Raw genomic sequence first — 24,473 nt, 5'->3', positions numbered from 1 at the left:
CAATTTTCGTCTCAATCGGGAGAGCGCTCCAATGTTTTTTTTCAACTATGTGACGCGGCGGTTTGCGCTGGCTCTGCCGACATTGTTCGGCGTCAGCGTGATCTGCTTCACGCTCACGTACTTGCTTCCTGGCAATCCAGCCATGGTGAAGGCGGGCCCCTTTGCCACGCCAGAACATCTCGCCGAGATGGAACACCAAATGGGATTGGATCGTCCGTTTCCCGAGCAGTACTACCGGTACGTCTCCGGCATCTTCAAAGGCGATCTTGGCGAGAGCGCATCGACGGGACGGCCGGTCTCGCAGGACTTTCTGCAGCGCCTGCCCGCCACTCTCGAGCTCAACCTGGCGAGCCTTCTCATCGCGATCGTGATCGGATTGCCTCTCGGCGTCTTATCTGCGGTGCATCGCGACACGTTGGTAGACCATATCGGACGAGTCGTCGGCATCATGGGGGTCGCGATGCCGAGCTTCTTGACCGGGCTGTTGTTCGTTTACCTCTTCTTTTACATCCTCGATTTGGCCCCCTCACCTCTTGGACGGCTGGGATCCGGCATAGAACCTCCCGCACACCTCACAGGGCTCTATGTGATCGACTCCCTGATGACCGGAAACTGGACCACCCTGCGATCAAGCCTGCATCAGCTCATGCTCCCTGCAGCGACCCTCGGGCTCAGCGCGATCGCGCCAGTCGCTCGCATGGTGCGCTCCACCATGCTTGAGATCCTCGAGTCCGATTACATCAAGGCGGCGTGGGCGGCCGGATTGCCGCGGCGCACGGTCATCTACAGGGATGCCCTGCGAAATGCGCTGATACCGGTCATCACGATTTCCGGAATCGTTTTTGGATTTCTGATGGCCGGAAATGCGGTGGTGGAGAGCGTGTTCTCATGGCCGGGTATCGGCAACTACGCAGTGACCGCACTGCTCACCAAGGATTCGGCTCCGATCCAGTCATTCATCCTCTTTGTCGCCCTAACGTGTGTCATGGTCAATCTGGCGGTTGATATTGCGTACGGCCTCATCGATCCCCGGATAAGGTTCAGCTGATGCCTTCATCATTGTCTGTGTCCTCCTCGATTTCCAAACCAGTGGCTTCGTCTTTGGTGTGGCAGCGGCTTCAGCGAAATCCAGTTTCGTTTGCGGCACTCTGCGTGATCGTTCTGATCGCAGCGGCTGCGATACTCGCGCCAATCGTGGCGCCCTACGCGCCCGATGCCACCGATCCCGCAGCCTCCCTGCAGCCGCCCTCCTGGCAGCATCCGCTTGGCACTGACGAGTTCGGCCGGGATCAACTCTCGCGGATCATTTTTGCCGCACGCGTCGACCTGCTGGTGGCCTTTGCGGCAACATTGATTGCTGTCACAATCGGAGGCTTGCTTGGAGCGGTCGTAGGATACAGCCGAGGTTGGGCTGATACTCTCGCGATGCGCGTAGTCGACGCTCTCATGGCCTTTCCGGCGTTCGTATTGGCCATGGGCATCACAGCTGGCCTTGGCAATTCCATCACCAATGTCGCAATTGCCATCTCGATCACCCAAGTCCCGGCATACTTGCGGCTCACGCGTGGAGAGATGCTTCGGCTTCGCGAAATGGAGTATGCCGATGCAGCACGCACTCTCGGTAATCCAACCTGGAGGATTGTGTTGATTCACTTGCTGCCCAACTGCCTTCCGCCGCTGATCGTACAGGCCACCCTCTCGACGGGTTTCGCGCTTCTGACAATGGCGTCGCTATCGTTTATCGGGCTCGGAATTCAGCCTCCGCAAAGCGAATGGGGCGTTATGACAGCTGAAGGCGCCTCACAGATCGTCACAGGAGAATGGTGGCTCTTCCTGTTTCCTGGTCTGGCGATCATGGTTTCCGTTCTCGCATTCAACCTTATCGGTGATGGACTGCGTGATTTGCTGGACCCGCGCATGAGGGGGCTGAGATGACCGAAATGCTTGAGATCTCGGATCTGACTGTTCATTTTCAGATCAATCAAGGCGCGATTGAAGCCGTCGATCACATTAACCTGACGATTCGCCGAGGCGAGATTCTTGGACTAGTCGGTGAGTCCGGGTCGGGGAAGTCGGTGACGTCTTTCGCCGTCCTGCGCCTGATCCGCCCGCCAGGGCGTGTGGTGTCAGGAAGCGTCCACTTCGACGGCATTGATCTTGGCTCGCTTCCTGAGGAGCAGATGCGCCGAATGCGCGGCGCGAAGATCGCGATGGTCTCGCAAACGCCGCGAACCGCGCTTAACCCGCTCCTGACCGTTGGAAGGCAGATTTCGCGCTTGCTGATGGTGCACGCAGGTTTGTCGACGCGAGAGGCCGAGAAGAGGATGCTGGAGATGCTGCGCCTTGTTCGCATTCCAGCACCAGAGAAGCGGGCCAACCAATACCCGCATCAGCTCTCGGGGGGAATGTGTCAACGCGTCATGATCGCGATGGCGCTTGCAACCTCACCTCAGCTTCTGCTTGCGGACGAGCCCACCACCGGGCTTGACGTGTCGATCGCAGCCAAGATTCTCGATCTTTTACGCGAATTGAGCACCAAGACGGGAGCCGCGATCATGCTCATTACGCACGATCTGGGCGTCGTTGCCGAAATCTGCGACCGCGTTGCCGTTATGCATGCGGGCCAGCTGGTTGAATGCGCGCCCGTGCGGGACCTGTTCCATAATCCCGCTCATCCATATACGAAGGCGCTCGTCCGATCGATCCCGAGAGTAGATCGGGATGTCGTGCTTGAGCCGATATCGGGCTCGGTTCCTTCATTGATCAACCCGCCCAGCGGCTGCCGTTACGCAGGACGTTGTGAGTGGACGATGGATCGCTGTCGCGTTTCGCGGCCCCCGATGGTCGAGGCCGCTCCCGGCCATGTTGTAGCATGTTATGGATTTGAGGAACGTCGTGGCACTTGTTGAGATTCGTGATCTGCAAATGCACTTTCCGCTGGGCGGGATTGGCGGCACACTCGCGCGCCTACGTGGTCAAGCCGAGCCTGTCTTGCGAGCGGTCGATTCCGTCTCCTTCGACGTAGAGGCCGGCGAAACCCTCGGACTGGTTGGTGAGTCAGGCTGTGGCAAATCGACCGTCGCGCGTTGCCTGGTTCGGTTACTGAAACCGACGGCGGGATCTGTCCGCTATGCCGGCAAGGAGATCGCGACGCTTGACGCGCAAGCAATGAGGCCATTCCGCCGGGACATCCAAATGGTGTTCCAGGATCCCACCGCGTCCCTCAATCCCAGGCTTTCGGTGAGAAGCATGGTCGAGGAGGCGCTCACGCTTCATACCAAATTTGATGCAAAGGAACGCCGCGCACGGGTCGAAGAGCTCATGCACGAGGTGGGTCTTGGCCGCGATCTTTTGGACAGCTATCCCCACGAGCTTTCGGGTGGCCAACGCCAGCGCGTGAATATTGCCCGGGCGATCGCGACAAATCCTCGCTTTGTTGTTCTCGACGAACCGACGTCCGCACTCGACGTCTCGTTGCGGTCGCGAGCGATTCTCCTGCTGGAGAAGCTGCGCGAACATCTCGGGCTATCCTACCTTTTCATTTCGCACGATCTGGCCACGGTGAAGTACCTCGCGAGCCGCGTTGCAGTGATGTATCTCGGCAGCATCGTGGAATTATCGGACACACGCGATCTGTTCGCGAAGCCCTTGCACCCCTACACGCGCGCGTTATTGGCGGCCGTTCCGGTGCCCGATCCCGACGCAAGGCGGGACGATTTCACATTGGCAGGCGAAATTCCAAGCCCCATTGATGTCGAGACCGGATGCAGGCTGCGCGGGCGTTGTCCATTGGCCAAACCTATCTGCGCAGAAAAACCGCCGTTGAAGGAGATCGCGCCGGGCCGATTCGTCGCCTGTCATCTCGCCTCAGAGCTGTGCCCTTGATTTCAGGTCCGCCATAACAAAGGATGACGATCCATCATGAGGATTGTCCGATTTGTGTTTGCCGCATTGAAGCCGGGTGTCAGTGCGGCAGACTATGAACGCTTCGAGCACGACCTGGACTATGTCCCATCGCCTCCAATCAAAGACTATCGTGAGCTATCGAACGCACCGCATCACCGAAACCGGTGCTAGCCTATCGGGCGGACCGCGGCACTACGTCGAGCGCATTGAGGTGACCGACCGTGCAGCCTATGAAGCTGAACTTGCCGTTGCCGGCAAGGAACTGATCGACGAACTTTACGAGAAATATCTCGATAAATCCAAGACAGTATCGGTCTGGTCAGAGCGCATCGAAGGCGGATCAGGTCCGCATGCGGTCATTTGCGGCGCTGAAACACCATCCCCACTGTACCAAACAAAATAAAACCTGTTCCAGTGACATCTATCTAAGCCCGCCTATTCTACGGTCACCGCTTTAGCAAGATTGCGCGGCTGATCCACGTTGGTGCCCATCACCACCGCGGTATGATAGGCTAAAAGCTGCATCGGAATGTCATAGACCATCGGCGTAAAGGTTGCTGGCATGTCTGGCAGCACGATGGTCACGAGCGGGTCTACGATCGCCTCCCTCGCGCCTTTTGCGTCGGTCATCAGGATGATATTGCCGCCTCTTGCTGCAACTTCCTGCATATTTGAGACGGTCTTTTCGAACACCCCGTCATAGGGCGCGATGACGACCACAGGCATGGTCTCGTCGATCAACGCAATCGGGCCGTGCTTGAGCTCGCCGGCGGCATAGCCTTCGGCGTGGACACAAGAGATTTCCTTGAGCTTCAGCGCGCCTTCCAGCGCCAGCGGGAACGAGGTGCCGCGGCCGAGATAGACGACGTTGCGACATTTCGCCATGTCGCGCGCGAGCTTTTCGATTTGGGGCTCGGTGGCGAGCGCGGTTGCCATCAGCCTCGGAATCTCGATCAACCTCTGCACGAGCCTGGTCTCGTCGGCGTCGGACAATTCGCCGCGCGACTTGCCGGCGGCGACCGCGAGCGCGGCGAGCACCATCAGCTGGCAGGTGAACGCTCTGGTCGAGGCGACGCCGATTTGGGGCCCGGCCAGCGTCTGCAGCATGGTCTCGCTCTCACGCGCAATGGCCGAGGTAGGCACGTTAACGACTGAGAGCGTATGGAGCCCTTGCGCCTTGACGTAGCGGAGCGCGGCCAGCGTGTCGGCCGTCTCGCCCGATTGCGAGATGAAGATGGCAAGATCGCCTTTGCGCAGCGGCGCCTCGCGGTAGCGGAATTCGGAGGCAACATCGAGCTCGACTGGGACGCGGGCCAGACGCTCGAACCAATATTTGGCGACATAGCCGGCATAGCTCGAGCTGCCGCAACCCGTGATCGATATGCGGCCAATGTCGTTGAAGTCGAATGGCAGTCTCTGCGGCAACGCGATGCGCTCGGCGGCCATGTCGACATAGCGCCGGAGTGTATGGCCCACCACTTCCGGCTGCTCGTGAATTTCCTTGGCCATGAAGTGACGATAATTCGCCTTGTCGATCAGGAACGACGAGCCCCCTGATTTCACCACCTCGCGATGGGCAACGGCGCCTTGCGCGTTAAAGATCACGCTGGTCTTGCGGGTGAGCACGGCCCAATCGTCGTCCTCGAGATAGGTGATGGTGTCGGGGAACGGCGCAAGCGCAATCGCATCCGAGTCCAGATACATCTTGCCATCCCCCTGACCGATCGCAAGCGGCGAGCCCTTGCTGGCGCCGATCATGAGATCGTCATGGCCCTTGAACAGGATGGCCAGCGCGAACGGGCCACGCAATTTCGGCAGCGACGCTTTCACCGCTTCCGAGGGTGAGTAGCCTTTCGTCAGATAGGATTCGACGAGATGAGCGACCATCTCGGTGTCGGTTTCGGAGGCGAATTGGGTGCCCTGCTGTTCCAATTCGGCACGCAGCTCGCGGAGATTCTCAATAATGCCGTTGTGGACCACGGCTACGTTATCGGTCATATGCGGATGAGCGTTACTCTCGGTCGGCTTGCCGCGGGTGGCCCAGCGGCTGTGGCCGATCCCGATATGGCCCCACAGCGGCTTGGCGCGCAGCCGGTTCTCCGAGGTTTTTCAGCTTGCCCTCGGAGCACCGCCGATCGAAGTGATCGCCTTCTAGCGTCGCAACACCCGCAGACTCAGAGCCGCGATAATCCAGCCGCTTCAGCGAAGCGACGAGTTGGTCCGCGACCGGAGCGCGTCCCAAAATGCCGACAATCCCGCACACGTAGATCAATCTCCCCCATTAGCTGCACTTGAACGATATCGTCGTCCCGCTTGAAAATGTGGGCGGCAAGCTAACGTCGCGCTGTCCGTCAGATTGATCATGCCTTACCATTTATGTGTTGAGCCACAGGCAGGCAATTAGCATGCCAGCACGCAGTGAATGATGATGTTCTGCTTTTCGAGACGCGGCCGTTGACCTTACAACGCGTATCGGATCCGCGATACGCCGTTGGAAGGATCGCGGCGATTGATCGGCTGCCTGGTTCGGATCGCGCTAAGCGTGACGCCCGCAGCAATTGCATCGCGCTTCGCGCCGGCCGATACGCCCGGAGCTTGGCTTAGATCGAGCGCAATTTTAAAAGACTGCAATTGAGAACACCGTGCTCCGGCCGGCTGGACAAGGAGGAACGCCTCTCACCGTGATCAAGAACGGACCGAGGAAGGCCGGCCGGCTCAGGCTTCACGACGTCATCGCGCTGAAGTTCAAACGCAGATGGCGGAAGAAAAGCGCGCAGCACTATTCGTCCAGTACGTGTTGATCATTGCCCGGAAGGCGAAGCCGCGATTGAGCCTCTCGCCGGACATCTCCATCTTTCGCCTATCTCGCCGCCCCGTTAAGCTCAATTACCTGCTCGACGCTAGCAAGATGTCGGCTCCGTATGACGAGATCTCGTAGAGGGACTCTAGGCCGATGGAGCTGGTCAGGAACAGCTGCCAGAAGTGGCCGGTGAGCTGAGGGACCGCTCTCCCCGACGCGGCGCCTCGGGGTTCTCCGATAAGTCCCTGCTTGTACTGCATCAAGTCGCCCCCATCCTGCCTGCGTGTTGTCGTGTTCAGCCGTGTCCGGCTGAAGACGGCTATGTGCGGAACCCGACAGGAAGGCGCAAGTATTTCCACCGGCGCGTCGCCAAGAACATGGTTTTCCCCCTCTGCAACCAAGCTCGCACAACCTCTTTTGTGGCACGCCGATTGCTGGGACACGGTGGGATACACTACGACCACGGCCGTCTCGCAGAGACGGCCTCGGAGTTCAGATGAAACTCGCTCGATCGATCCAAATCAATGCCATAGACGCTGCACTGTTGAATGCGGTCCCGCCGATTGAAGCTTGGCAGCATGCTTCGCGGGTGCCGCTGTCGTTCGTCCAGCACGGGATTTGGCACGATGTCGCGCGGTGAAGTACCTCGCGAGCGGCGTTGCAGTGATGTATCTCGGCAGCGTCGTGGAGATGTCTGACACACGCGATTTGTTCGCGACGCGCTTGCACCCTTACGCGAGCCTGACCGGTCGCCGTTCTGTGCCCGATGCCGACGCAAAGCGAGACGACTTCACGTTAGCCGGCGAAATCCCAAGCTCTATCGATTTCGCGCCCGGATGCAGGCTGCGCGGGCGTTCTCCCCATCTGAGCAGAAAGACCCTTGAAGGAGCTCGCGCCCGGCCGATTCGTCACCTGTCATCTTGGCTCAGAGCTGGTCGCTTGATTTCTGGTCCGTCACAACAAGAAGAAGGATGAATTATGGCTGTTGTCCGATTTGTATTTGCCGCATTAAAACCGGGTGTCAGCGCGGCAGACTATGAACGCTTCGAACGCGAGGTGGACTATGTCACCGCCGCCAAAATGAAAACTATCGTCAACTATTGTACGCACCGCATCACCGAAACCGGAGCTGGCTTATCGGGCGGCCCGTGGGATTATGTCGAGCGCATTGAGGTGACGGATCGCTCGGCCTATCAAGCTGAATTGGCTGTGGTCGGCAAGGAAATGCTCAACGAACTCTACGAGAAGTATCTCGACAGATCCAAGACAGTGTCGGTCTGGACGGAACGCATCAAACCCTGAGTTTGGCTGGCCCGGCTTCATCGGAAAGGTTTCCCTCGTCATCGGCTCGTCCTCAGACGCCCGGGAGGAGCTCGCGCGTGAATTCGCGCGGCTCGGAGCGCATGTGGCCGTCGACTGTCGGTCCAATTTCAAAGCTGCGGAGTAAGTCTTCAGGGCCATTCGGCGGGAGGGACATGCGGCGAGCGCCTTTTGCTGCCGCTGAAATCCAACAGGTTGCCACCGATGCGGCCGAGCAGCTCGGGATGGTTTGCGACCCTCGTCAACAATGCGCGACCATTTACCGACACTCCATTTCTTTGAATGGAGAGCGCAGTGGATTGCGGTAGCGGCTCTAAACCTCAAGGCACGATTCCTGGTCGCTTTAGCGCTTGCGCCGGCAATGATACCGCAAGGCTTGGGCGGGACGCTCGACATTGGCGCCAAGGATCAGTCCGATCGCATTAGAATCTACGATCCAACATAGTATCCTGGTCGGAACGTAGTGAACCATGAATTTCGCCCGCCTGCACGCGCGTCAATGTCGTCAGGTCGTCGGAGGCGAGCGCGGAGATCGCGGTATGCGAGCACTCCAGGCCGCCGGTCGGGATCACTAGCTTGTCTTTGGCCTTACAAGAATCTCGGCGCGACCTATCTCCGCGACTTCCTTTCGGAGGCTAGCATCGCATCCCGCGGTATGGATGCGGATGTTGCGATTCGACTCACGGTCGTTCTCGTTCAATACCGGTGCAGCCCTGAAGATGGAGCTGCCAGTAGATGGGTGTTGTTGCCGAAGATCGGCCAAAGCTCCGATTACTCCGCAATTGCTCCTCGCTGAACATGCAAACAGATCTTGACATCTGTGCAACCGTGCGGCAGTCGCCGAAATATGCTGAAAAGATGAGGCGCTTTCGGTTTGGTGGGTAGTGTCCAAGATGGCAAATTCCTGGCCCGAATTGCAGTTGGGCTGGCGTGAGGTCTTTCGTAACTGGCTATTTTATTTCAGACGGGGAGGAAACTCACAGTGTCGCAAACATCCACCCCGCACGCACCAACGGTCAAACGCGCATCGGCGCGATTTTGCGTGCGACGAGCGCAATTTCCTCGAGCAGTTCGATTTTTCTGATCGGCCTTTACGTCAGCGCCATTGGGAAGGCGTTCTTTCCGTCTGAGAGCGAAACCGCTTCGCTGCTCAACACTTTCGGCGTGTTCCGGCTGGGCGCCTTGATGCGTCCGGTCGGCGCGATGGTGCTCGGAGCCTTTATCGACAAAATAGGCCGTCGGCAAGGGCTGATCGTCACGCTCGCAATCATGGCAATCGGTACCGTGGTCATCGCCTTCTGTCCCAGCTACGAGACAATCGGCATTGCCGCACCCGTTATCGTGCTGCTCGGACGGCTGCCGCAGGGCTTTTCCGCCGCGTCGAGTCGGCGGCGTTTCGGTCTAACTGTCGGAGATCGCAACCCCCGGGCAAGCGCGGTTTTTACAGCTCGTTCCAGTCCTCCAGCCAGCAGGTCGCGATCTTTGTCGCGGCGCTCGTGGGCTACGTGCTGAACGAATCGATGCCGGACGAGTAGTAGCCGCCGGGAGCTGGCGCATCCCGTTCTTTCTCGGTTGCCTGATCATTCCACTTATCTTCTGCCTGGGCCGCACGCTGGAGGAAACGTCCGGAATTTCTGGCGATGAAGAAGCAAGCGAGGTCTTTGCCCTAGGCACTCGCCAACTGGCGGATCGTCATCCTCGGCATGATGATCGCGATCCTGACCACAACGACCTTCCATTTCGTCAGTAAGCACCCGTCTCCAAACACGATCTCGCAGTCGTGCAGCTCTCAACGGAGAAGCGACCATGGAAAGCTCCAGCCCATTGTTGAATGATTCGAGCTATCGAACTTGCCGAAGTGCGTTCAAGAGATGGGAGCAATCGTGCCAAGAACTGATCCAAGCCTTTCCGAAGAATACGTTGAGTGGAGTTGGCGGCTTGATGCTTACTGTCCGACTTGAGACAACAAGCGTCTTTAAGCCGACAGGTCCTGCTGCAGGTATTGGGAAGCAAATTTGGGATACCTTGCTGACGGCCCGTTGCACGCGAACTGACGGCTGTCGTGGAACCACACTGTGAGCCAGGAATCATCGCGCTCGGCGCCGGCTCTTCCGGCGCAACCTTCGATAGGAGCTTGCCGCGGGGCGGGCCGCCCGTCACCTCCGGGCGCGAACATAGGGTCTAGTGGGCGTTTCTCAGCCTGGCACGCCCCTTTCTCTTTCAACACAGCATCAACACGACGCTCCCTGATTTAGGTTCGGACCCCGCGTCGCTGGCGTGCGTGGGATCTGGGACAATACACGCGCGAACGGCTGGGCGGCCTCGATCGACTGCCTGACCCACCAATGGGCGAAGTGCGCGAGCTGAAATCCAGCGTTGCGATCATAGGGAGAAGAGTTGGAATGCATCTTGTTCTTGTTATCAATGGCGGGCGCCGATCCACCTCTTCGACGCCTTGCCTTCGATAAAGATATCTAAAGCGTTCGTCCTGACAGGTGTTTCCACCAGTTGGCGAGAAGGGACGAAATCCAAGGCAATTGCTGCATTTGCGTGGCTGTTGGTGCAGGTGATGGTGATACCGAGCGCCCCTGGACCTGCACAAGCTAGCATTCCGCCTAACGGAGGTGCCGTTAATCCCGCCGATTCTGAGGACCTCGATGCGGATTACAGGTTCGTGAACGCTCGCTCATTGCCAGCCGGGCATTGTCGCGTCACGCAGTCGGGCCTCAGCAGTGTTGGGATTGGCTCAGAATACGCCGAGGTTGTTAACGTATTCGGCTGCGCAGGCGCCCTCAGTTCGAGAGAGATTCTCGGAGGCATCACGTTTCACGTCTTTGCTTGGAACGCAGGGCAGGTTCTGGCACTGTTCGCTAACCGGAGGCTTTTGGTTGCGTCGCGGTCCGACAAATGACTCAGTATGGGGCCCGACTGAGGCGCCGGGCCGCTTGTGAACTCGCGCTCACAGTTATCCTAAGACGCCAGACAGTCTACAAATCTGGATTCTATTGTCAGGGGCAGAGAGATTAATGAAACGCCTCTTGACCCATGTCGTGTTCGCGCCTGTTCGATTTGTCGCGTTCGCAACAGTGATGTTCGAGCGGTCTGCCGCACACGCCCACTTAAGTACTTGAAAGAGCGTGCAGATTTTTTTGCCGTTCCTGCGCGGTTGGCACGAGACTTGAACTTCCCACGCCGCCTGTCAGCATTTGCTGACCGGCCACACTGACTGATCTTGAAAAGGAGAACACATTGAGAAGCGATATGTCAGCTTATGCCGTGACCGAGTTGACCCCTGAAGAAGCATCTGCGGCTTCGGGAGGCGAAGCCTGCCGCTGCGACGTCGTTATCGTGGACTTCCCCGATGGCAGCTATGACATTATCTTCGGGTGCCCGGCACCGGTAGCGTAAGAGTGCCTACGAGCCTGTCTACGACGCGGATAACCTATCCGCGGCGCTAGGCAGGCTCTCTTATGCATTCCGTCGTGCGGCACGAACGATTTTCGCGCGCTAGCAGACGTTTAGAATTTCCGTTCAACGTCTCTGTCGCGGCCGCAGCCGGGCGCAATCACACAATTCTTTGACCTCTCTCTTTCCGGGCTGCCGAACAATCGGCAGACCGGCACCACCTAGTATTCCACATCTGGACGAGGAGACAATAATGAAGGCCGATATGTCAGCGCATGATGTAACCGAAGCTGAAGAAGCAGCCGCAGCTCCGGGAGGGTGGGTTCTCGAATTACTTGCAGCAGTTGTTGCAACTACGTTCGCAGCTGTAACTGCATGGGAGATAATGCGTTAGTGGCGGCTTTCGGGTCTGAGAACAATGGGTGGCGCACACTCCCCGTGCGTCGCTCAATCCAGATTAGTCGTTTGGAAGCGCTAATCATCATAAAAACCGTGACACAACTATTATGACTGATGTCTTACTGCCTCCGGAAATGGTCAGCTACACTGCAGAGAGCATCTTGTCGCGAGAGTCAGGACGATCTTTGGCGATCTACAAGATCGTTGTGTTGTCTGTCGTTGCGGCGTTGGTGTCGCTGCCAGTCATCACCGTGACGCTGTCTGTTCAAAGTGCCGGCACCATTCGTCCCGTCATCGAGAAGACTCCTCTGATCGCGCCCGTGTCCGGACGCATCTCTCGTGTTCTTGCCTTTGAGAACGATCTCGTTGCACAAGGCCGAGAAATCCTCGCTCTCGATGATAAGGTCCTTGAGGAAAAGATCGGTGCGCTTTCAGGCGAAATCCGTGTGAGGAGCGATCGTGCCACTGACCTCCAGACCCTTATCTCTTCCGGCGCGCAGGCGGATGCCCCCATCCGCCTCCGGACCGAGTCCGCCACGGCCGAGCGGCTGCATTTTCTCAACTTGTTGCGGGAGAACCAATATGCCCGCAGCAATGCCGCGGTAGAACTCAAACGTGCTCAGCGTCTCGTCTCGGTTTCTGCAGCACCCGCAAAGACGGTCGATGAAACGGCTTACGCTCTCCAGAGCCTCGAGGTGAAAGGCGAGACCCTCGCCTCGAGCAAATCCGCCGAATGGAATCAGCAGCTTTTCGATACTAACCTCCGCCTCCAGGAACTCACAGCCAGCTTGCATCAACTCGAGAACGAACGCGATCTGACCCGCATTCGCGCTCCCGTATCAGGCGCTCTCGAGCAATTCACCGGCCTCACCCCCGGCAGCTACGTCCAGGCGGGGCAAACTGTCGGTTGGGTCTCGCCCGACCGCGAACTGGTGGCGGAAATCTACGTTTCGCCCAAAGACATCGGCTTCGTGCAACCGGGCCAGGCGGTGCGGCTCCAGGTCGAAGCATTCAACTACAATCAATGGGGTGTGATCGACGCGACAGTACTAGACGTGGCGCATGATTTCACCCTGCAGGACAAGAACCCGGTCTTCAAGGTCCGCTGCGCGCTCTCTCGCAGTTACCTCGAACTCACAAACGGGATCATTGGTCATCTGAGGAAAGGCATGACCGTGCGAGCCCGCTTCCTCGTGGCGGAGCGCACTCTCCTGCAGCTCCTCTACAGCGAGATCGACGAATGGCTCAACCCGCTCCTGGCGGCTCGCTAATTATCTATTTTCCAAAGAGCGAGTGAGCCGCCATGTCGGGTCAGATCATCAAATTCAAGCAGCGCGACATCACCGATTGCGGGGCTGCCAGCCTTGCTTCCGTTGCAGCCTTCTATGGTTACAAGTTGCCATTGTCTCGCATCCGCCAGTATGCTTCGACCGACCGATCGGGCACCACGGTGTCGGGTCTCCTGCAAGCGGCTCAAAAGCTGGGCTTCATTGCCAAGGGCGTCAAGGGTGGCTTCGACAGCTTGTACAAGATCCCCAAGCCCGCCGTCGCGCATGTGATCGTCAAGGAAGTCCTGCACCACTTCGTAGTCGTCCAGGCGATCGATGCGAGGTGGGTCACCGTCATGGACCCGGCGTATGGCGAAATCCGCAAGCTGTCGCATGAAGAATTCAAGAGGCAATGGACTGGCGTCCTGGTGCTCCTGGTTCCGGCAGACACCTTCAAGCGCCGCGACGAGACCACCTCACCTCTTCTCCGCTTCGCCCGACTGCTTGCGTCACACAAAGCGGCGCTGACGCAGGCTCTCGTCGGCGCACTGGTAACCACCCTTCTTGGCCTCTCGACGGCCATTTATGTCCAGAAGATCGTCGATCACGTGATCACAGCGGGCAACCGCAATTTGCTAAATCTAATGAGCGTCGCGATGCTGCTGATCCTGGTGCCACAGATCTTAATCAATCTCCTCAGAAACCGGCTAGTCCTGCAGACAGGGCAGAAGATCGATGTCTGCTTGATCCTCGGCTACTACAATCACATCCTAAGCTTACCACAAAAGTTCTTCGATAGCATGCGCATGGGAGAAATCGTCTCCCGGATGAACGACGCGGTGAAAATCAGGAGCTTCCTGAACGACGTCTCCATCACCATTTTCGTCAATGTGCTAGTGATACTGTTCTCCTTCGGGCTGATGTTCATCTACTCGTGGAAGATCGCTGTGGTCGTGGCTATCTCCATCCCACTATACGTCTTAATCTATTGGACCATTAACCGGCTGAATAGGAAGCGCCAGCGCGCGATCATGGAGAATGCCGCCGATCTGGAAGCGCAATTGGTTGAATCGCTCGGAGCTGTTTCCACGATCAAGACATTCGGTGTGGAGAGCTTCGCTTGCCTTAGGATGGAAACTCGCTTCGTCAAGACCCTGCACTCGGTCTACAGCTCCGGCCTCATCTCGATCGTCGGAGACAATGCCTCAAGTTTCCTCTCAACTCTGTTCACAATCGTGCTAATGTGGTTTGGTACGACGCTTGTTCTGGATCAGGCCGTCACTCCGGGTGAATTACTCTCCTGCTACGCGCTGCTCGGCTATATCACCCGGCCTGTCGCCAACCTGATCCAAACCAACAGAATCGTTCAGGACGCCTTTATCGCCGCGGATCGCCTGTTCGAGATCTTCGACCTTGAGCCCGCACACGGCGGCGGCATTGATGCCACCAAATCAGAGCTTGGTGATATCCGCTTGGAGAACGTCACGTTCCGCCATGGCGCACAGCCGAAGCTCTTTCAAGATCTCAGCGTCACCTTTCGTCGAGGCGAAATGACGGCCGTGGTGGGAGAAAGCGGCTCGGGCAAGAGCTCCCTTGCAGCGCTGCTGCAGAACGTCTACCCCCTCGAGAGTGGGCGCATTCGGATCGGGCCGTATGACCTCAAAGACCTCTCGACCGTATCCCTGCGTAAGATTATTGCTGCAGTACCGCAAACGACGGACGTGTTCTCAGGCTCGGTGATCGAGAACATCGCGCTTGGCGAGTTCGAGCCGGAGATCGACAGGATCATGAAAATCTGCGATCAAACTGGGCTGCGGGAGGTGATCGAGCATTGGTCCGGAGGCTTGCAGGCCTATCTGGGCGAAAACGGCGTACGGCTCTCTGGCGGCGAGAAGCAGCGTCTTTCGCTGGCCCGAGCTCTGTACCGGGATCCGGAGATCCTGATCCTTGACGAGCCGACCTCCTCTCTCGACTCCGTTGCCGAAGCCACTGTTCACCGGCTGATTGAGGATTTGCGCCGTGCCGGGAAGACCATCGTGGTCATCTCTCACCGACTCAGCACCATCTGTGGTGCCGACAAGATCGTCGTCTTAGATAAGGGGCGGATCGTTGCAGAGGGCAAGCATACTGATCTGCTGGGAGAAGGCGCTTACGCTCGCTTGTGGTGGACGCAAACCGGAGGCAGCTAAAGTTGTCGATGATGGCTGATCGGCAGAATGAACACACCATGTGATCGAACCCACACTCGCTTCGTACTAGAAAGCATCAAATGAAGAAACACGCTCTGCTCATTGCGCTTAGCGCCACCATTGTATCTCCGGCATTTGGCTGGGAAATCCACCAGTTCAAAAGCCGCCCGGAACGCACCGAGATCTTAGCAGAACTGCGCAGCGTTGGCGCGACGCTGTACGTCGGTTGCATCAACGGCGAGGCAATGCCTGTCCTGGAGTTCGACATGCGCATTGGCTCGGCAGGGATTGACGTGAGCTACAGGCTAGACGATGGTCCGATAATACGGCGCAATGCCGGGGTAAGCCAGGACGGTCGCTATCTCTGGATTTGGCAATTGGACGCCAATGAAGCAGTCGAGCGCTTACGGAACGCAAGGCGACTTAGGGTCAGCCTACGCGACATCACGGTCGATTTTGACCTAAGCAAGGGACATCGTGAGCTACCTAACTTCAGGTGCGCGCCCTTTCCTGTCTGAACACTCAAGCTCTGCGAATGTGGACGACCTTAACCGGAGTAATGTTTTGAAGAGTTCAAATGGAGGAAACATGACGAGCTCGACCCACGCGAATTCGACCGCGGCGTCGGGCTCCTTCATCGTGGCATCATGCTCTTCTCGCTTGCGATGGGCGGGTTTGCGATCTGACCCACCGACTTCGCACCTGCGTTCGGAGAACGAGGCTTTGAGGCACAACGAGGGCATCATCTAATTCGAGAACGATAGCCTGCGCCGTCAGCTCGCCAAGGCGAACGCCGACCGCGACGACCTGAAGCGCAGGAGCGAGGCGATCAAGAGCCTGCTCGATCAGACCGGCGCGTCGCTGATGCACGGACCGGTGTAAAAGTATGCACTTGACCTGACGACTGGCTCTTCGTCGTGGTGGGTGTCCGACGAAGATTTGTGTCCGGCGCTACGCGGCCGGCAACAATTTCTCCCTCGCAATGGGCAGCGCGTCAAGGAAGGTTTGCATCGGTGTTTTTCCATAGCACCATCGTCCCTGATGCGGGCGCGTTTCGTTGTACGCCGTCACCCAAACATCGAGATCATTCTGCAGCTCGTCGATGGCTCGATAGATCTTCTTGCGGAACGCCACACGATAGAACTCATCGAGCGCGGTTCGATGGAAGCGCTCGCAGATTCCGTTGGTCTGCGGGCTCTTGGTCTTGCTCCGCGTATGATCGATGTCCTCGACGGCGAGATAGAGCTCGTAGTCGTGATGCTCGGGGTTGCCGCAATACTCGGTGCCACGATCCGTCAGCACCCGGCACAGTACAATACCGTGCTGTTCGAAGAACGGCAGCACCCGATCGTTCAGCATCTCCGCCGCGGTGATTGGCGTCTTGCGGTCGTAGAGCTTGGCGAAGACCACCTTGGTGTAGGTATCGATGAAGGTCTGCTGATAGATGCGGCCCACGCCCTTCATGTTGCCGACATAGAAGGTGTCCTGGGCGCCGCAATAGCCGGGACATTCGCTCTCGAACTCGCCGTGGACCTCCTTCTCGGTCTTGGCTTTCTCCAGCGCCACGACCTGGGCTTCGGTGAGGACAAAGCCCTGCTTTGCCATCCTGGCTTCGAGCGCCTTGAGCCGCGTCTTGGTGTTCGCCAGATCGTGGCGCAACCAGACGCCCCGCACACCGAACGGGCGAGATCGACAAGCCCTGTTTCTTCAACTCGTTAGAAACACGCACCTGGCCCCAGGTCGGCTGTTCGATCGCCAGCGCCACCACTGCCGCTTCGATCTCAGGCGCGACACGGTTCTTGAGGATCGGCTTCTTCCGGCTGATCTCGGCAAGCGCCAGCTCGCCGCCTTTGTCGTACAGTTCCTTGAACCGGTAGAAGCTGTCGCGACTATATCCCATCATCTGGCAGGCTGGCTGACATTGCCCAACTGCTTGGCCAGTTCCAACACCCCGACCTTCGCGCGAATGACTTTCTGCTCTTGTGTCATGGTTGCATCTCCTGTGTGAGACGCTGCGGGGCAGCGCGGAAGCGCCAGTTCGGGTGAGCGCTCCCGCTCGCCCCGCAGCTCCATTCCCCACCAGTCCAAACCATTCTGTCTGATTAAGTCGAGATTTTTACAACCGGAGAGTTTACGCGCCCACATTCGGCAAGAACGTGTTGAAAGCTGTCCTTACAAGACTCGCTCTTGGTGGCGCTTTTGGTCGCCGTGACGAACTTTATATGGAATCTAATGAGGGCGTCGCCGTCTCTGACCGAATCGGCCGCAAGTCCGGTTCTGCTAGCCATTGCCGGCCTTGCGTTAGTGACCGCTTATCCGGCATAGCACTGGCTGGTAAGCGCCCCTACGTTCGGCGAGATGCTCGTGCCGGCGATGATGTTCTCGTTTTTACTTCGGCATCTATACCGGCACTATGCTGGGCGCTCCGGTCGAGATCGTGCCGAAGCATATGGGCACAACCTGCTTCTCCCTGGCCTTCACGCTCGCGTCCGCCTTGTTCGGCACCTTTACGCCACTGGCCTCGAATTGGCTGATCAACGGACCGATGACAAGGCTTACTCGCTTTTGGTTGATGTTCGCAGCCGTCCTCGGCATCATCGCGGCACTCACTTCTATCCCGGGTCCCTCAAGCCATCGAGAGTTGCGAAGCCGTCGCGGCCTGAGCGGCCCAACAGCGTTTTAGGCGTGCAAGCCACACCGCACTGGCCAGCGGTCCGAACCGCTGACTGGGCGGAGCATCGAGCTTCGGCGACATCGCGTGCTCCTTGGCTCCTTGTTCGGTGCCCCTGCCAGCATTCGTTGCCAGCCGAGGGCGGGAGTACGGCCGACTACTTCATTAACGAAAGGTGCGCCTCGACAACGAGAGCTGTGTCCGATCTAGCTCTTACACATGATCAGTAGTGATCTGCGCCTCCACCAGAATGATCACCAGAGTGGGTCCGCCACATGATAAGCGTTTCCGCTATGCTCGCTTGATCCAGAGTCGAAATGAGAAAAACTCCGTCGCTCTGCATCTATGATCATCGAAGTGTAAAGTGCTCTAACCGCGCCGTATTCAGGTTAGAGGGCTTAAGATCATGGAGCTTCTTTCAGCTCGGCCAAATCTCTCAACCTCGCCTGCTTATTGAAGAGCCACGGCCATGCCAACAATGCCGAGCACGGTGGTTGTAATGGCAGCTGAACAGGCAAACATATTCGTAGCTGTTCGCTCCTCTTCGCTTCCCGTTCAAGCGACGATGAATTGCCCGATCATACGCTCCAGCAATTCAGCAGAACAGCCAAACAGCTCCCGAATAAGGACATTGACCATTTCTGGCGAACACTTGGGCTAAACATCTTTTTAGCTTCACCAGCCGAAACGGCGCAACGGAGGGAGCGGGATTGCAGTGCGCCGGCCAGATGGATCGAACCAATGAAGGTCCTTGTTAGGCACCATAGCAGCTGCCCAATCGTCACCGAAACTTGAATAGCTCGCCATAGCCGCCGTGTCGCTGGGCTCCATTCGATGTCGCGGGCGGCTCGCCGATGAGCCAACAGGGCCGCATTCGACGCGACCGTCAACGGTAGTCTCGGCATGGTGTTCGACTCGTATTGGCGCGGCAACAGCTTTCAGCATGAACGACTAACTGCAGTAACGGGCTCTCGTCGGGCCGCCCCCTTGATGTAGGCAGGTGGGACGTCGGCCAAATAACGGGCTATAGAACAGCTAGTTCTTTACGCGCATCGAATGCTCGAAGTTCACATTTCTGGCTCCCATGTTTTCGCTTGAGCTAGTGCTGATTCAGCGCCAGGCGCGCGGTAAGCGGAAGCCATTGCCGAAGAGTCCGGTCCATGACCACACATCGCCAAAGGATTTTGAGTCCGACTGCTTCTCCCCCGCCTTTGGCCTGCCACCGATGCGCGCGAAGTTCAGGATTGCCTTCGAGACGAGCTGCGGATGGGTGAGGAGAAAGTTGTCCGGCTGGGTGTGCATCAGCGCCGGCATATCCTTGTATTTTTTCAGATCCTCATACGACTCATTCAGCATCTTCTTGTATAGTGAAAAACTGTTCGACGTGCTGCGACCGCCGCGCGACTTCACACGGAAGATTGCTTCCGCGGCAATTCGTCCAGAGATCATCGCAACGTTCAGAGGCCCACGATGGCTGGTATTATTGAGTTCGGCGGCATCCCCGACCACCACCCAGCCCTTGCCGCAGAGCTGGGGTATGGTGTTGTAGCCGCGTTTCGCGATGAGGTGCGCGGAATATTCCTTGAGCTCTGAGCCGTTGATTAGCGGCACCACCGACGGATGACGCTTGAAGCGATTGAGTAGCGCGTAAGGCGTTTCGCCCGTTCGCTGGAGATCGGAGACGAGGCAGCCGATGCCGAGTGAGATGCACTCCCTATTCGCACAGATGAAACCCATGACGGTCATGCCGCGCGAGATGGAGCCGGCGGCCTCGATCACGATCCCTTCGTCGCGCTTGAGATTGAAACGGGCTTCGATGGTCTCGCGCGGCAAAAGGTGCATTTCCTTGACCTGCAGCGCAACCTGGTCGGGCGTCGGCCGCTCGCGCAAGCCCGCACACGTCCCGAGCAAGCCATTGACGCCCTCGGCGAGCACCACTACATCGGCGTGGATTATGCCGTCCTGGCGGTCGGTACGCACACCAATGACGCGGCCGCGGCGGTTCTGCGCCAGCTCCGTAACTGTAGTCTGGTACAAGATGGTGGCGCCGGCCTCCCTCACCTTCCGGGAGAACCATTTATCGAATAGGGCGCGGATAACGATATACCGGTTCGGTCGCTCGTCGTTGCAGTCGTTGAAACGGTAGCGCAGTCCGACATGGGAGCGCCTATCCATTAACCAAAAGCGCTGCTCGACAAGGCGGCGCTCGAGCGGCGCGTCCTCGCGGAAATCGGGGGTCAGCTGTTCCACGATGTCCGCATCAAGGATGGCAGTCTGCACGTTCTTTGATCCGGAATATTCGCCGCGCTCGAGCTGCAGCACCTTCATGCCACGCTTGGCCATGGTCAGCGCCGCCGCGTTGCCGGCCATTCCGGCGCCAACCACGATGGCATCGAACCTCTCTTCGATCACGGGGCCTCTCCTTTGTTCAGTGGCGCATGTTCTCAAAATGTACGCTCGCCTGCTACGCGGTCGCGTGAATGCGGCGACCGCCGGAGGCGGCGAGATCAAGGCCCAAGATCGTGGCTCCCAACAGCAGGATCTCCGGCTTGTGGGTGTTGACAAGATCGGCCAACGCCATGCTGTAGGACTGGTTACGGTAATCTGCGAGCATGTTGTCGGCGACGAGATGGACAAGGTCCTCGGCGTAGGAGAAGAATTCGACCGCGGCGCTGCGTGTCGCCTCGCCCTCCGGACCGATCTCGACCGCCGCGAGAACAACCTCCAGTTTTTCGGCAAGCTTGCTGCTCTCCCCCATCAGCTTCCAGGAGATTGGATGCACCTCCCCGCGCTCCTGTTCGATGAAGACCAGACATGCTTGTCAGCGTTGAATGCCCCGGCAGCGCCTTCTTGGCGGCGCGCCGTTGCGCAGGCAACGCGGGAGCTCTTATCACGTCGCTCATCGCCAAGACCCTTCAGATCAGGCATCGCGGGCTAGCGCCGCAAGGTCGGTTTCAAGCTTGGGCTGGTGCTTGAAGATGGCGTCGATCAATGCTTGCGCCGGCTGCTCGGCGGCCTCTACCAGCACCGCCTTCTCAGCGCGCGCGGACGGCGCGAAGACACGCTTGACGATGGTCGGCGAGCCCTTGAGACCGCATTTGGAGATGTCCTCGACACCGGCCTCCTGCGCACTCCATTTCACGATCGGCGTCCGGGCGGCACGCAATGCATCGGCCATGGCGCCGCGGCGAATCTGGTTGGTTGCCTCCAGCATGGTGATGAGACACGGCAGCCTGGTGCGAAGGACCTGAACGCCACCTTCGGAGCGCCGTTCCGTTTCAATTGTGCGGGCGGTGAGATCCAGGGCCCTGATCTTTGCGACGTAGGTAAGCTGCAGCACACCGAGCCGCTTCGCGACGCCGGGCCCAACCTGCGCGGTGTCGCCGTCGATGGTCTGCTTACCGGTGAAGATGAGGTCCGGCGGGCCATATTCCTTGCCGATTTTGCGGATGGCGGTCGCCAGCGCGTAAGTCGTTGCCAGCGTATCGGCGCCCGCAAAGCAGCGGTCGGTGAGCAGTACGGCGCGATCGGCGCCAAAGGTCAGCGCTTTGCGTAATGAGTCCTCGGCTGATGACGGCCCCATTGTAAGGACGGTGATCTCGCCGCCGAACTTATCGCGCAGCTCCAACGCGGCCTCGAGCGCGAAGAGGTCGTATGGATTAATGATGGTCGGCACGCCCTGACGCATGATCGTGTTGGTCACGGGGTGCACGCGGATCTGCGCGGAGTCGGGAACCTGCTTGATGCAGACGACGTTGTGCATGTGCTTCTCCAGACGTTGCAACGGCTGGCGAAGAGAACAGCAAGTGTCGTACCATTGCGCGAATTTCAAAATCAGGCAGCAATATAATGGCCTTTGGGAAGCGTCATGTCACTGTAGCCTGACGTTCGCCGGCGGAATTGCGACATTCGTCGTGACTACGACAGCCCGGTTCGCGCGGCGTGATTTGTCGTTGATCTGGATCAAGGAGAGCGGCTCAAAACGGGATGCGCTTTGCTCGAGTCGATCCATACGGATCCCGAGTCTCCGCAGCGGCCGCTGCGCTCACGAGAGAGCGTAAGTCCTGAGCCGACTTGCACTGGACGATGCTTCGCATCGCCAGGGGCAAGACCAGCGCCGCAATAAGCTTGCGGCGCCTGCGACCGGCTGGCACACGGCGGTCCCTTCGCGCGCAGGCCGCATCGCGCAGCGGTCGCTGCATATGACGCCGGGCAAATTGAACGAGGTCGAACACCCGATGGTCTCGCTGACTATATCCGGCGTGAGCTAATGGTCGATGGCGACACGGCCAACGAATTCGCGATGACAGCGCCGCGTTCGCACGACCGTTGCGGGCATGGGACCGCCGGTGGTCGCGCGGGCTGATCTCGAGGATGACAAAATCGGGCCGACGCGGGGGTCGCATCCGATCGTGATCGGGTCCAAGTCCGCGCCAAACCAACCAAGCCTCTATGTCTGTTTCTCCAGCTATTCGCCCCAACGGCGATGGTCACGGCCCCGACATACCCCAAGTCCGACACTCCTTTCACAAGCGCTTGATCTCGATGCCATATTTCCTCAGGGCGTAGCCAATCTGGCGCGGCGTAAGTCCAAGCAGGCGCGCCGCCTTTGCCTGCACCCAGCCGGATCTTTCCATGGCCGCGATGACACGCTCGCGATCTGTCATCTTAGCACCACCTACGAGGGCTGCGCCGACTGGCGCTAGCGGAGCCAGCTCGCTGCCGAAAGGCGGGAGCGATGTAGCAGCCTCGGCCGGCGATGTGGCCGGCTTGGCGGGCACTGGTACGATCGGCCGCGGCTGCAGCGCTATCTCGTCCGATCCGCTCTTCCACAGCATCGCGGAAAGGCACTGGCCGTGGCAGCAGGCAAAGTCGTCTCTCACGATCGATGGCCCCGGTGCCAGAGTCGCGGTCCGCTGCACGCAATTCTCAAGCTCGCGGACATTTCCGGGAAAACCGCAGTTCATCAGTACTTCAATCGCACTCGTATCGAAGGTGAGCGTACGGCCGTTTTCGCTGTTGAAATTCCTGAGAAACTTGGTGGCGAGGAGCGGGATATCACCGCGCCTTTCGCGCAACGGCGGCAGCAGCAAGGGAACCACGTTGATGCGATAATAGAGGTCGGCGCGGAACTCGTTCCTTGCCACCGCCTCTTCCAGGTTCTTATTCGTCGCGGCAATCACGCGAACATCGACCTTAATGGTCTGGTTGCCGCCGACGCGCTCGAATTCCTGCTCCTGCAGCACGCGCAGTAGCTTTGCCTGGAACGAGGCCGAGATCTCGCCGATCTCGTCCAGAAATAGCGTCCCCTTGTCGGCGAGCTCGAAGCGACCCTTGCGCGTACTGAACGCGCCGGTAAAGGCACCCTTCTCATGACCGAACAATTCGGATTCCAGTACCGTCTCAGTCAGCGCCGCGCAATTGAGTTTTATGAAGGGCCGCTTGGCGCGCGCCGACTGCTCGTGAATGGCCTTGGCGACCAGCTCCTTTCCGGTACCGGACTCGCCGCGCAACAGCATCGTGCTATTTGATTTGGCTACGACCGCGATCTTCTCGAGCAGCTTGCGCAACGCCGGGCTGTCGCCAATAATCCCCTCGACATGAACCTTCTTGCGCTCCCGCGCAGGCTGCTTGAGCTCGGACAATTCCTTTTGCAGCCGGTCCTTCTCCCCTATCAATCGCTCGCGGTCACACGCGAACAGGCGATGCAGCTTCACTGTCTGCCCCACTAGGTTGGCAATCATTGTGAGCAGCCGCACGTCGTAATCGAGCCGAACGCTCGACGCGTTGTCCAGGATGCGGTCGATCGTCAGCGTGCCCACGACATTCGCATCGATGCGAATGGGAACGCCGATGAACGACACTCGCATGTCGTCGGAGGCCCCGAGCACCTCCTTGTCCGCAGCACTAAAGGCCGGATGCACTGCTACGTTTTCGGCGACGAGCGGCTTGTCCGACGCCACGATCTCGTCGATTGCCTTCTGCGGCAGGCGCATCCGGTAGCGCTCGTCGCTGCCTTCGCTCCAGCCGGCGCCCACGGCAATATCCGGCACGCCATCATCGTGGAACAGAGAGACGATGCCGTGCCGCATCTGCACAAACGATTGCAGAAGATCGACGACGTTGGCCAGCGTGACTTCCAGCCGGCAGGGGGCGGTGAGTACTTTCGATATTTCGAAGATCCCGATAATCGCGCTCTCGTACAACGGCACATCAGGGACCGCGTCGTCCGTCTCGGAGTTTGAGTTAGGCCTTTCGCGTACGGAAGGGATATGCAGCATGACGACGTCTCCGTTGTTATGACCATCCTCCCTGTCCTCCTGTTCGGATTTACGAATATTGTGTTGCATGTCATCCTCGATCTCGCCGCCATTTTAGGATGACGCAAAAGATACCTTCTATTATGGCACGATGGTAAAACTTACAGCGCGTTGAGCGCGACATGACGGTAAACTTACAGTGCCTTGACTTGCTTATTGTTCTCTGCTCTTCCGCACTTGTCGCTCGCATTCCGT

The 24,473-nt window shown here is 58.5% G+C and carries 14 protein-coding genes and 5 pseudogenes; 13 read left to right on the top strand and 6 right to left on the bottom strand.

What is annotated here, in order from left to right; genetic code table 11:
- Window positions 1-31 precede the first annotated feature (31 nt).
- From CP49_RS27565 to CP49_RS27545, 5 genes are all read left to right on the top strand, one after another.
- Window positions 32-1,048 (top strand): ABC transporter permease, encoded by a 1,017-nt coding sequence (locus CP49_RS27565; protein WP_057853288.1) that lies wholly within the window; start codon window positions 32-34, stop codon window positions 1,046-1,048.
- On the top strand, window positions 1,048-1,935 hold the full coding sequence (locus tag CP49_RS27560) for an ABC transporter permease (protein WP_063791786.1): 888 nt from the start codon (window positions 1,048-1,050) through the stop codon (window positions 1,933-1,935). The genes CP49_RS27565 and CP49_RS27560 overlap by 1 nt, the downstream gene beginning before the upstream one ends.
- On the top strand, window positions 1,932-2,909 hold the full coding sequence (locus CP49_RS27555) for an ABC transporter ATP-binding protein (protein ID WP_057853286.1): 978 nt from the start codon (window positions 1,932-1,934) through the stop codon (window positions 2,907-2,909). Before CP49_RS27560 ends, CP49_RS27555 begins: the two co-directional genes overlap by 4 nt.
- Window positions 2,896-3,885: an ABC transporter ATP-binding protein gene (locus CP49_RS27550; protein ID WP_245310894.1), complete on the top strand. Its 990-nt coding sequence runs from the start codon at window positions 2,896-2,898 to the stop codon at window positions 3,883-3,885. Before CP49_RS27555 ends, CP49_RS27550 begins: the two co-directional genes overlap by 14 nt.
- A gap of 151 nt (window positions 3,886-4,036) precedes the next feature.
- Complete coding sequence (locus tag CP49_RS27545) at window positions 4,037-4,309, top strand: hypothetical protein (protein ID WP_057853284.1); 273 nt, start codon at window positions 4,037-4,039, stop codon at window positions 4,307-4,309.
- 32 nt (window positions 4,310-4,341) lie between these two features.
- Here CP49_RS27545 and glmS read toward each other — a convergent pair.
- Window positions 4,342-6,169: pseudogene (gene glmS / locus CP49_RS27540) on the bottom strand (glutamine--fructose-6-phosphate transaminase (isomerizing)).
- Between the two features lie 1,203 nt (window positions 6,170-7,372).
- Here glmS and CP49_RS49435 point away from each other — a divergent pair.
- The 7 genes and pseudogenes from CP49_RS49435 to CP49_RS27500 all read left to right on the top strand — a co-directional run bounded on the left by CP49_RS49435 (window position 7,373) and on the right by CP49_RS27500 (window position 15,805).
- Entirely contained in the window at window positions 7,373-7,681 is a 309-nt protein-coding gene (locus CP49_RS49435; RefSeq protein WP_420807657.1) for an ABC transporter ATP-binding protein, read from the top strand.
- 3 nt (window positions 7,682-7,684) lie between these two features.
- Window positions 7,685-8,008, top strand: a complete 324-nt coding sequence (locus CP49_RS27530; protein WP_057853282.1) for a hypothetical protein — start codon at window positions 7,685-7,687, stop codon at window positions 8,006-8,008.
- A 1,011-nt stretch (window positions 8,009-9,019) separates the two neighbouring features.
- Window positions 9,020-9,774 (top strand): annotated as a pseudogene (locus CP49_RS27520) (MFS transporter); the annotation flags it as partial.
- A 1,910-nt stretch (window positions 9,775-11,684) separates the two neighbouring features.
- Window positions 11,685-11,825: a hypothetical protein gene (locus CP49_RS45250; protein WP_156438687.1), complete on the top strand. Its 141-nt coding sequence runs from the start codon at window positions 11,685-11,687 to the stop codon at window positions 11,823-11,825.
- Window positions 11,826-12,015: 190 nt separating this feature from the next.
- Window positions 12,016-13,101: an HlyD family secretion protein gene (locus CP49_RS27510; RefSeq protein WP_057853279.1), complete on the top strand. Its 1,086-nt coding sequence runs from the start codon at window positions 12,016-12,018 to the stop codon at window positions 13,099-13,101.
- A gap of 32 nt (window positions 13,102-13,133) precedes the next feature.
- Complete coding sequence (locus CP49_RS27505; protein WP_057853278.1) at window positions 13,134-15,287, top strand: peptidase domain-containing ABC transporter; 2,154 nt, start codon at window positions 13,134-13,136, stop codon at window positions 15,285-15,287.
- 80 nt (window positions 15,288-15,367) lie between these two features.
- Window positions 15,368-15,805, top strand: coding sequence for a hypothetical protein (locus CP49_RS27500; RefSeq protein WP_057853277.1), 438 nt, complete (start codon window positions 15,368-15,370; stop codon window positions 15,803-15,805).
- Window positions 15,806-16,238: 433 nt separating this feature from the next.
- Here CP49_RS27500 and CP49_RS27495 read toward each other — a convergent pair.
- Window positions 16,239-17,276 (bottom strand): annotated as a pseudogene (locus CP49_RS27495) (IS481 family transposase).
- A gap of 125 nt (window positions 17,277-17,401) precedes the next feature.
- On the opposite strand from CP49_RS27495, the pseudogene CP49_RS47935 reads away from it, so the two are divergent.
- A pseudogene (locus tag CP49_RS47935) lies at window positions 17,402-17,950 on the top strand (MFS transporter); the annotation flags it as partial.
- Between the two features lie 1,118 nt (window positions 17,951-19,068).
- Here CP49_RS47935 and CP49_RS27485 read toward each other — a convergent pair.
- The 4 genes and pseudogenes from CP49_RS27485 to nifA form a co-directional block, all read right to left on the bottom strand.
- A complete protein-coding gene (locus tag CP49_RS27485; RefSeq protein WP_057853275.1) occupies window positions 19,069-20,370 on the bottom strand; it encodes an FAD-dependent oxidoreductase in 1,302 nt (433 codons plus the stop codon).
- Window positions 20,371-20,452: 82 nt separating this feature from the next.
- Window positions 20,453-20,861: pseudogene (locus tag CP49_RS27480) on the bottom strand (electron transfer flavoprotein subunit alpha); the annotation flags it as partial.
- Between the two features lie 17 nt (window positions 20,862-20,878).
- Window positions 20,879-21,721: an electron transfer flavoprotein subunit beta/FixA family protein gene (locus CP49_RS27475; RefSeq protein WP_057853273.1), complete on the bottom strand. Its 843-nt coding sequence runs from the start codon at window positions 21,719-21,721 to the stop codon at window positions 20,879-20,881.
- 763 nt (window positions 21,722-22,484) lie between these two features.
- Window positions 22,485-24,308 carry a nif-specific transcriptional activator NifA gene (gene nifA, locus CP49_RS27470; RefSeq protein WP_057853272.1) on the bottom strand — a complete coding sequence of 608 codons (1,824 nt, stop codon included), beginning with the start codon at window positions 24,306-24,308 and terminating at the stop codon, window positions 22,485-22,487.
- Window positions 24,309-24,473 lie beyond the last annotated feature (165 nt).

The sequence above is a fragment of the Bradyrhizobium valentinum genome (assembly GCF_001440405.1).
In the GTDB taxonomy this organism is placed as follows: Bacteria; Pseudomonadota; Alphaproteobacteria; order Rhizobiales; family Xanthobacteraceae; genus Bradyrhizobium; species Bradyrhizobium valentinum.
This window is presented reverse-complemented; position numbering and strand designations above follow the sequence as displayed.

Bases quoted from the DNA above. Each gene is read 5' to 3' on its own strand.
- CP49_RS27505 (WP_057853278.1), top strand. From the start codon at position 13,134: ATGTCGGGTCAGATCATCAAATTCAAGCAGCGCGACATCACCGATTGC.
- CP49_RS27555 (WP_057853286.1), top strand. From the start codon at position 1,932: ATGACCGAAATGCTTGAGATCTCGGATCTGACTGTTCATTTTCAGATC.
- CP49_RS27565 (WP_057853288.1), top strand. From the start codon at position 32: ATGTTTTTTTTCAACTATGTGACGCGGCGGTTTGCGCTGGCTCTGCCG.
- CP49_RS27500 (WP_057853277.1), top strand. From the start codon at position 15,368: ATGAAGAAACACGCTCTGCTCATTGCGCTTAGCGCCACCATTGTATCT.
- CP49_RS27530 (WP_057853282.1), top strand. From the start codon at position 7,685: ATGGCTGTTGTCCGATTTGTATTTGCCGCATTAAAACCGGGTGTCAGC.
- CP49_RS45250 (WP_156438687.1), top strand. From the start codon at position 11,685: ATGAAGGCCGATATGTCAGCGCATGATGTAACCGAAGCTGAAGAAGCA.
- CP49_RS27560 (WP_063791786.1), top strand. From the start codon at position 1,048: ATGCCTTCATCATTGTCTGTGTCCTCCTCGATTTCCAAACCAGTGGCT.
- CP49_RS27475 (WP_057853273.1), bottom strand. From the start codon at position 21,721: ATGCACAACGTCGTCTGCATCAAGCAGGTTCCCGACTCCGCGCAGATC.
- CP49_RS49435 (WP_420807657.1), top strand. From the start codon at position 7,373: ATGTATCTCGGCAGCGTCGTGGAGATGTCTGACACACGCGATTTGTTC.
- nifA (WP_057853272.1), bottom strand. From the start codon at position 24,308: ATGCAACACAATATTCGTAAATCCGAACAGGAGGACAGGGAGGATGGT.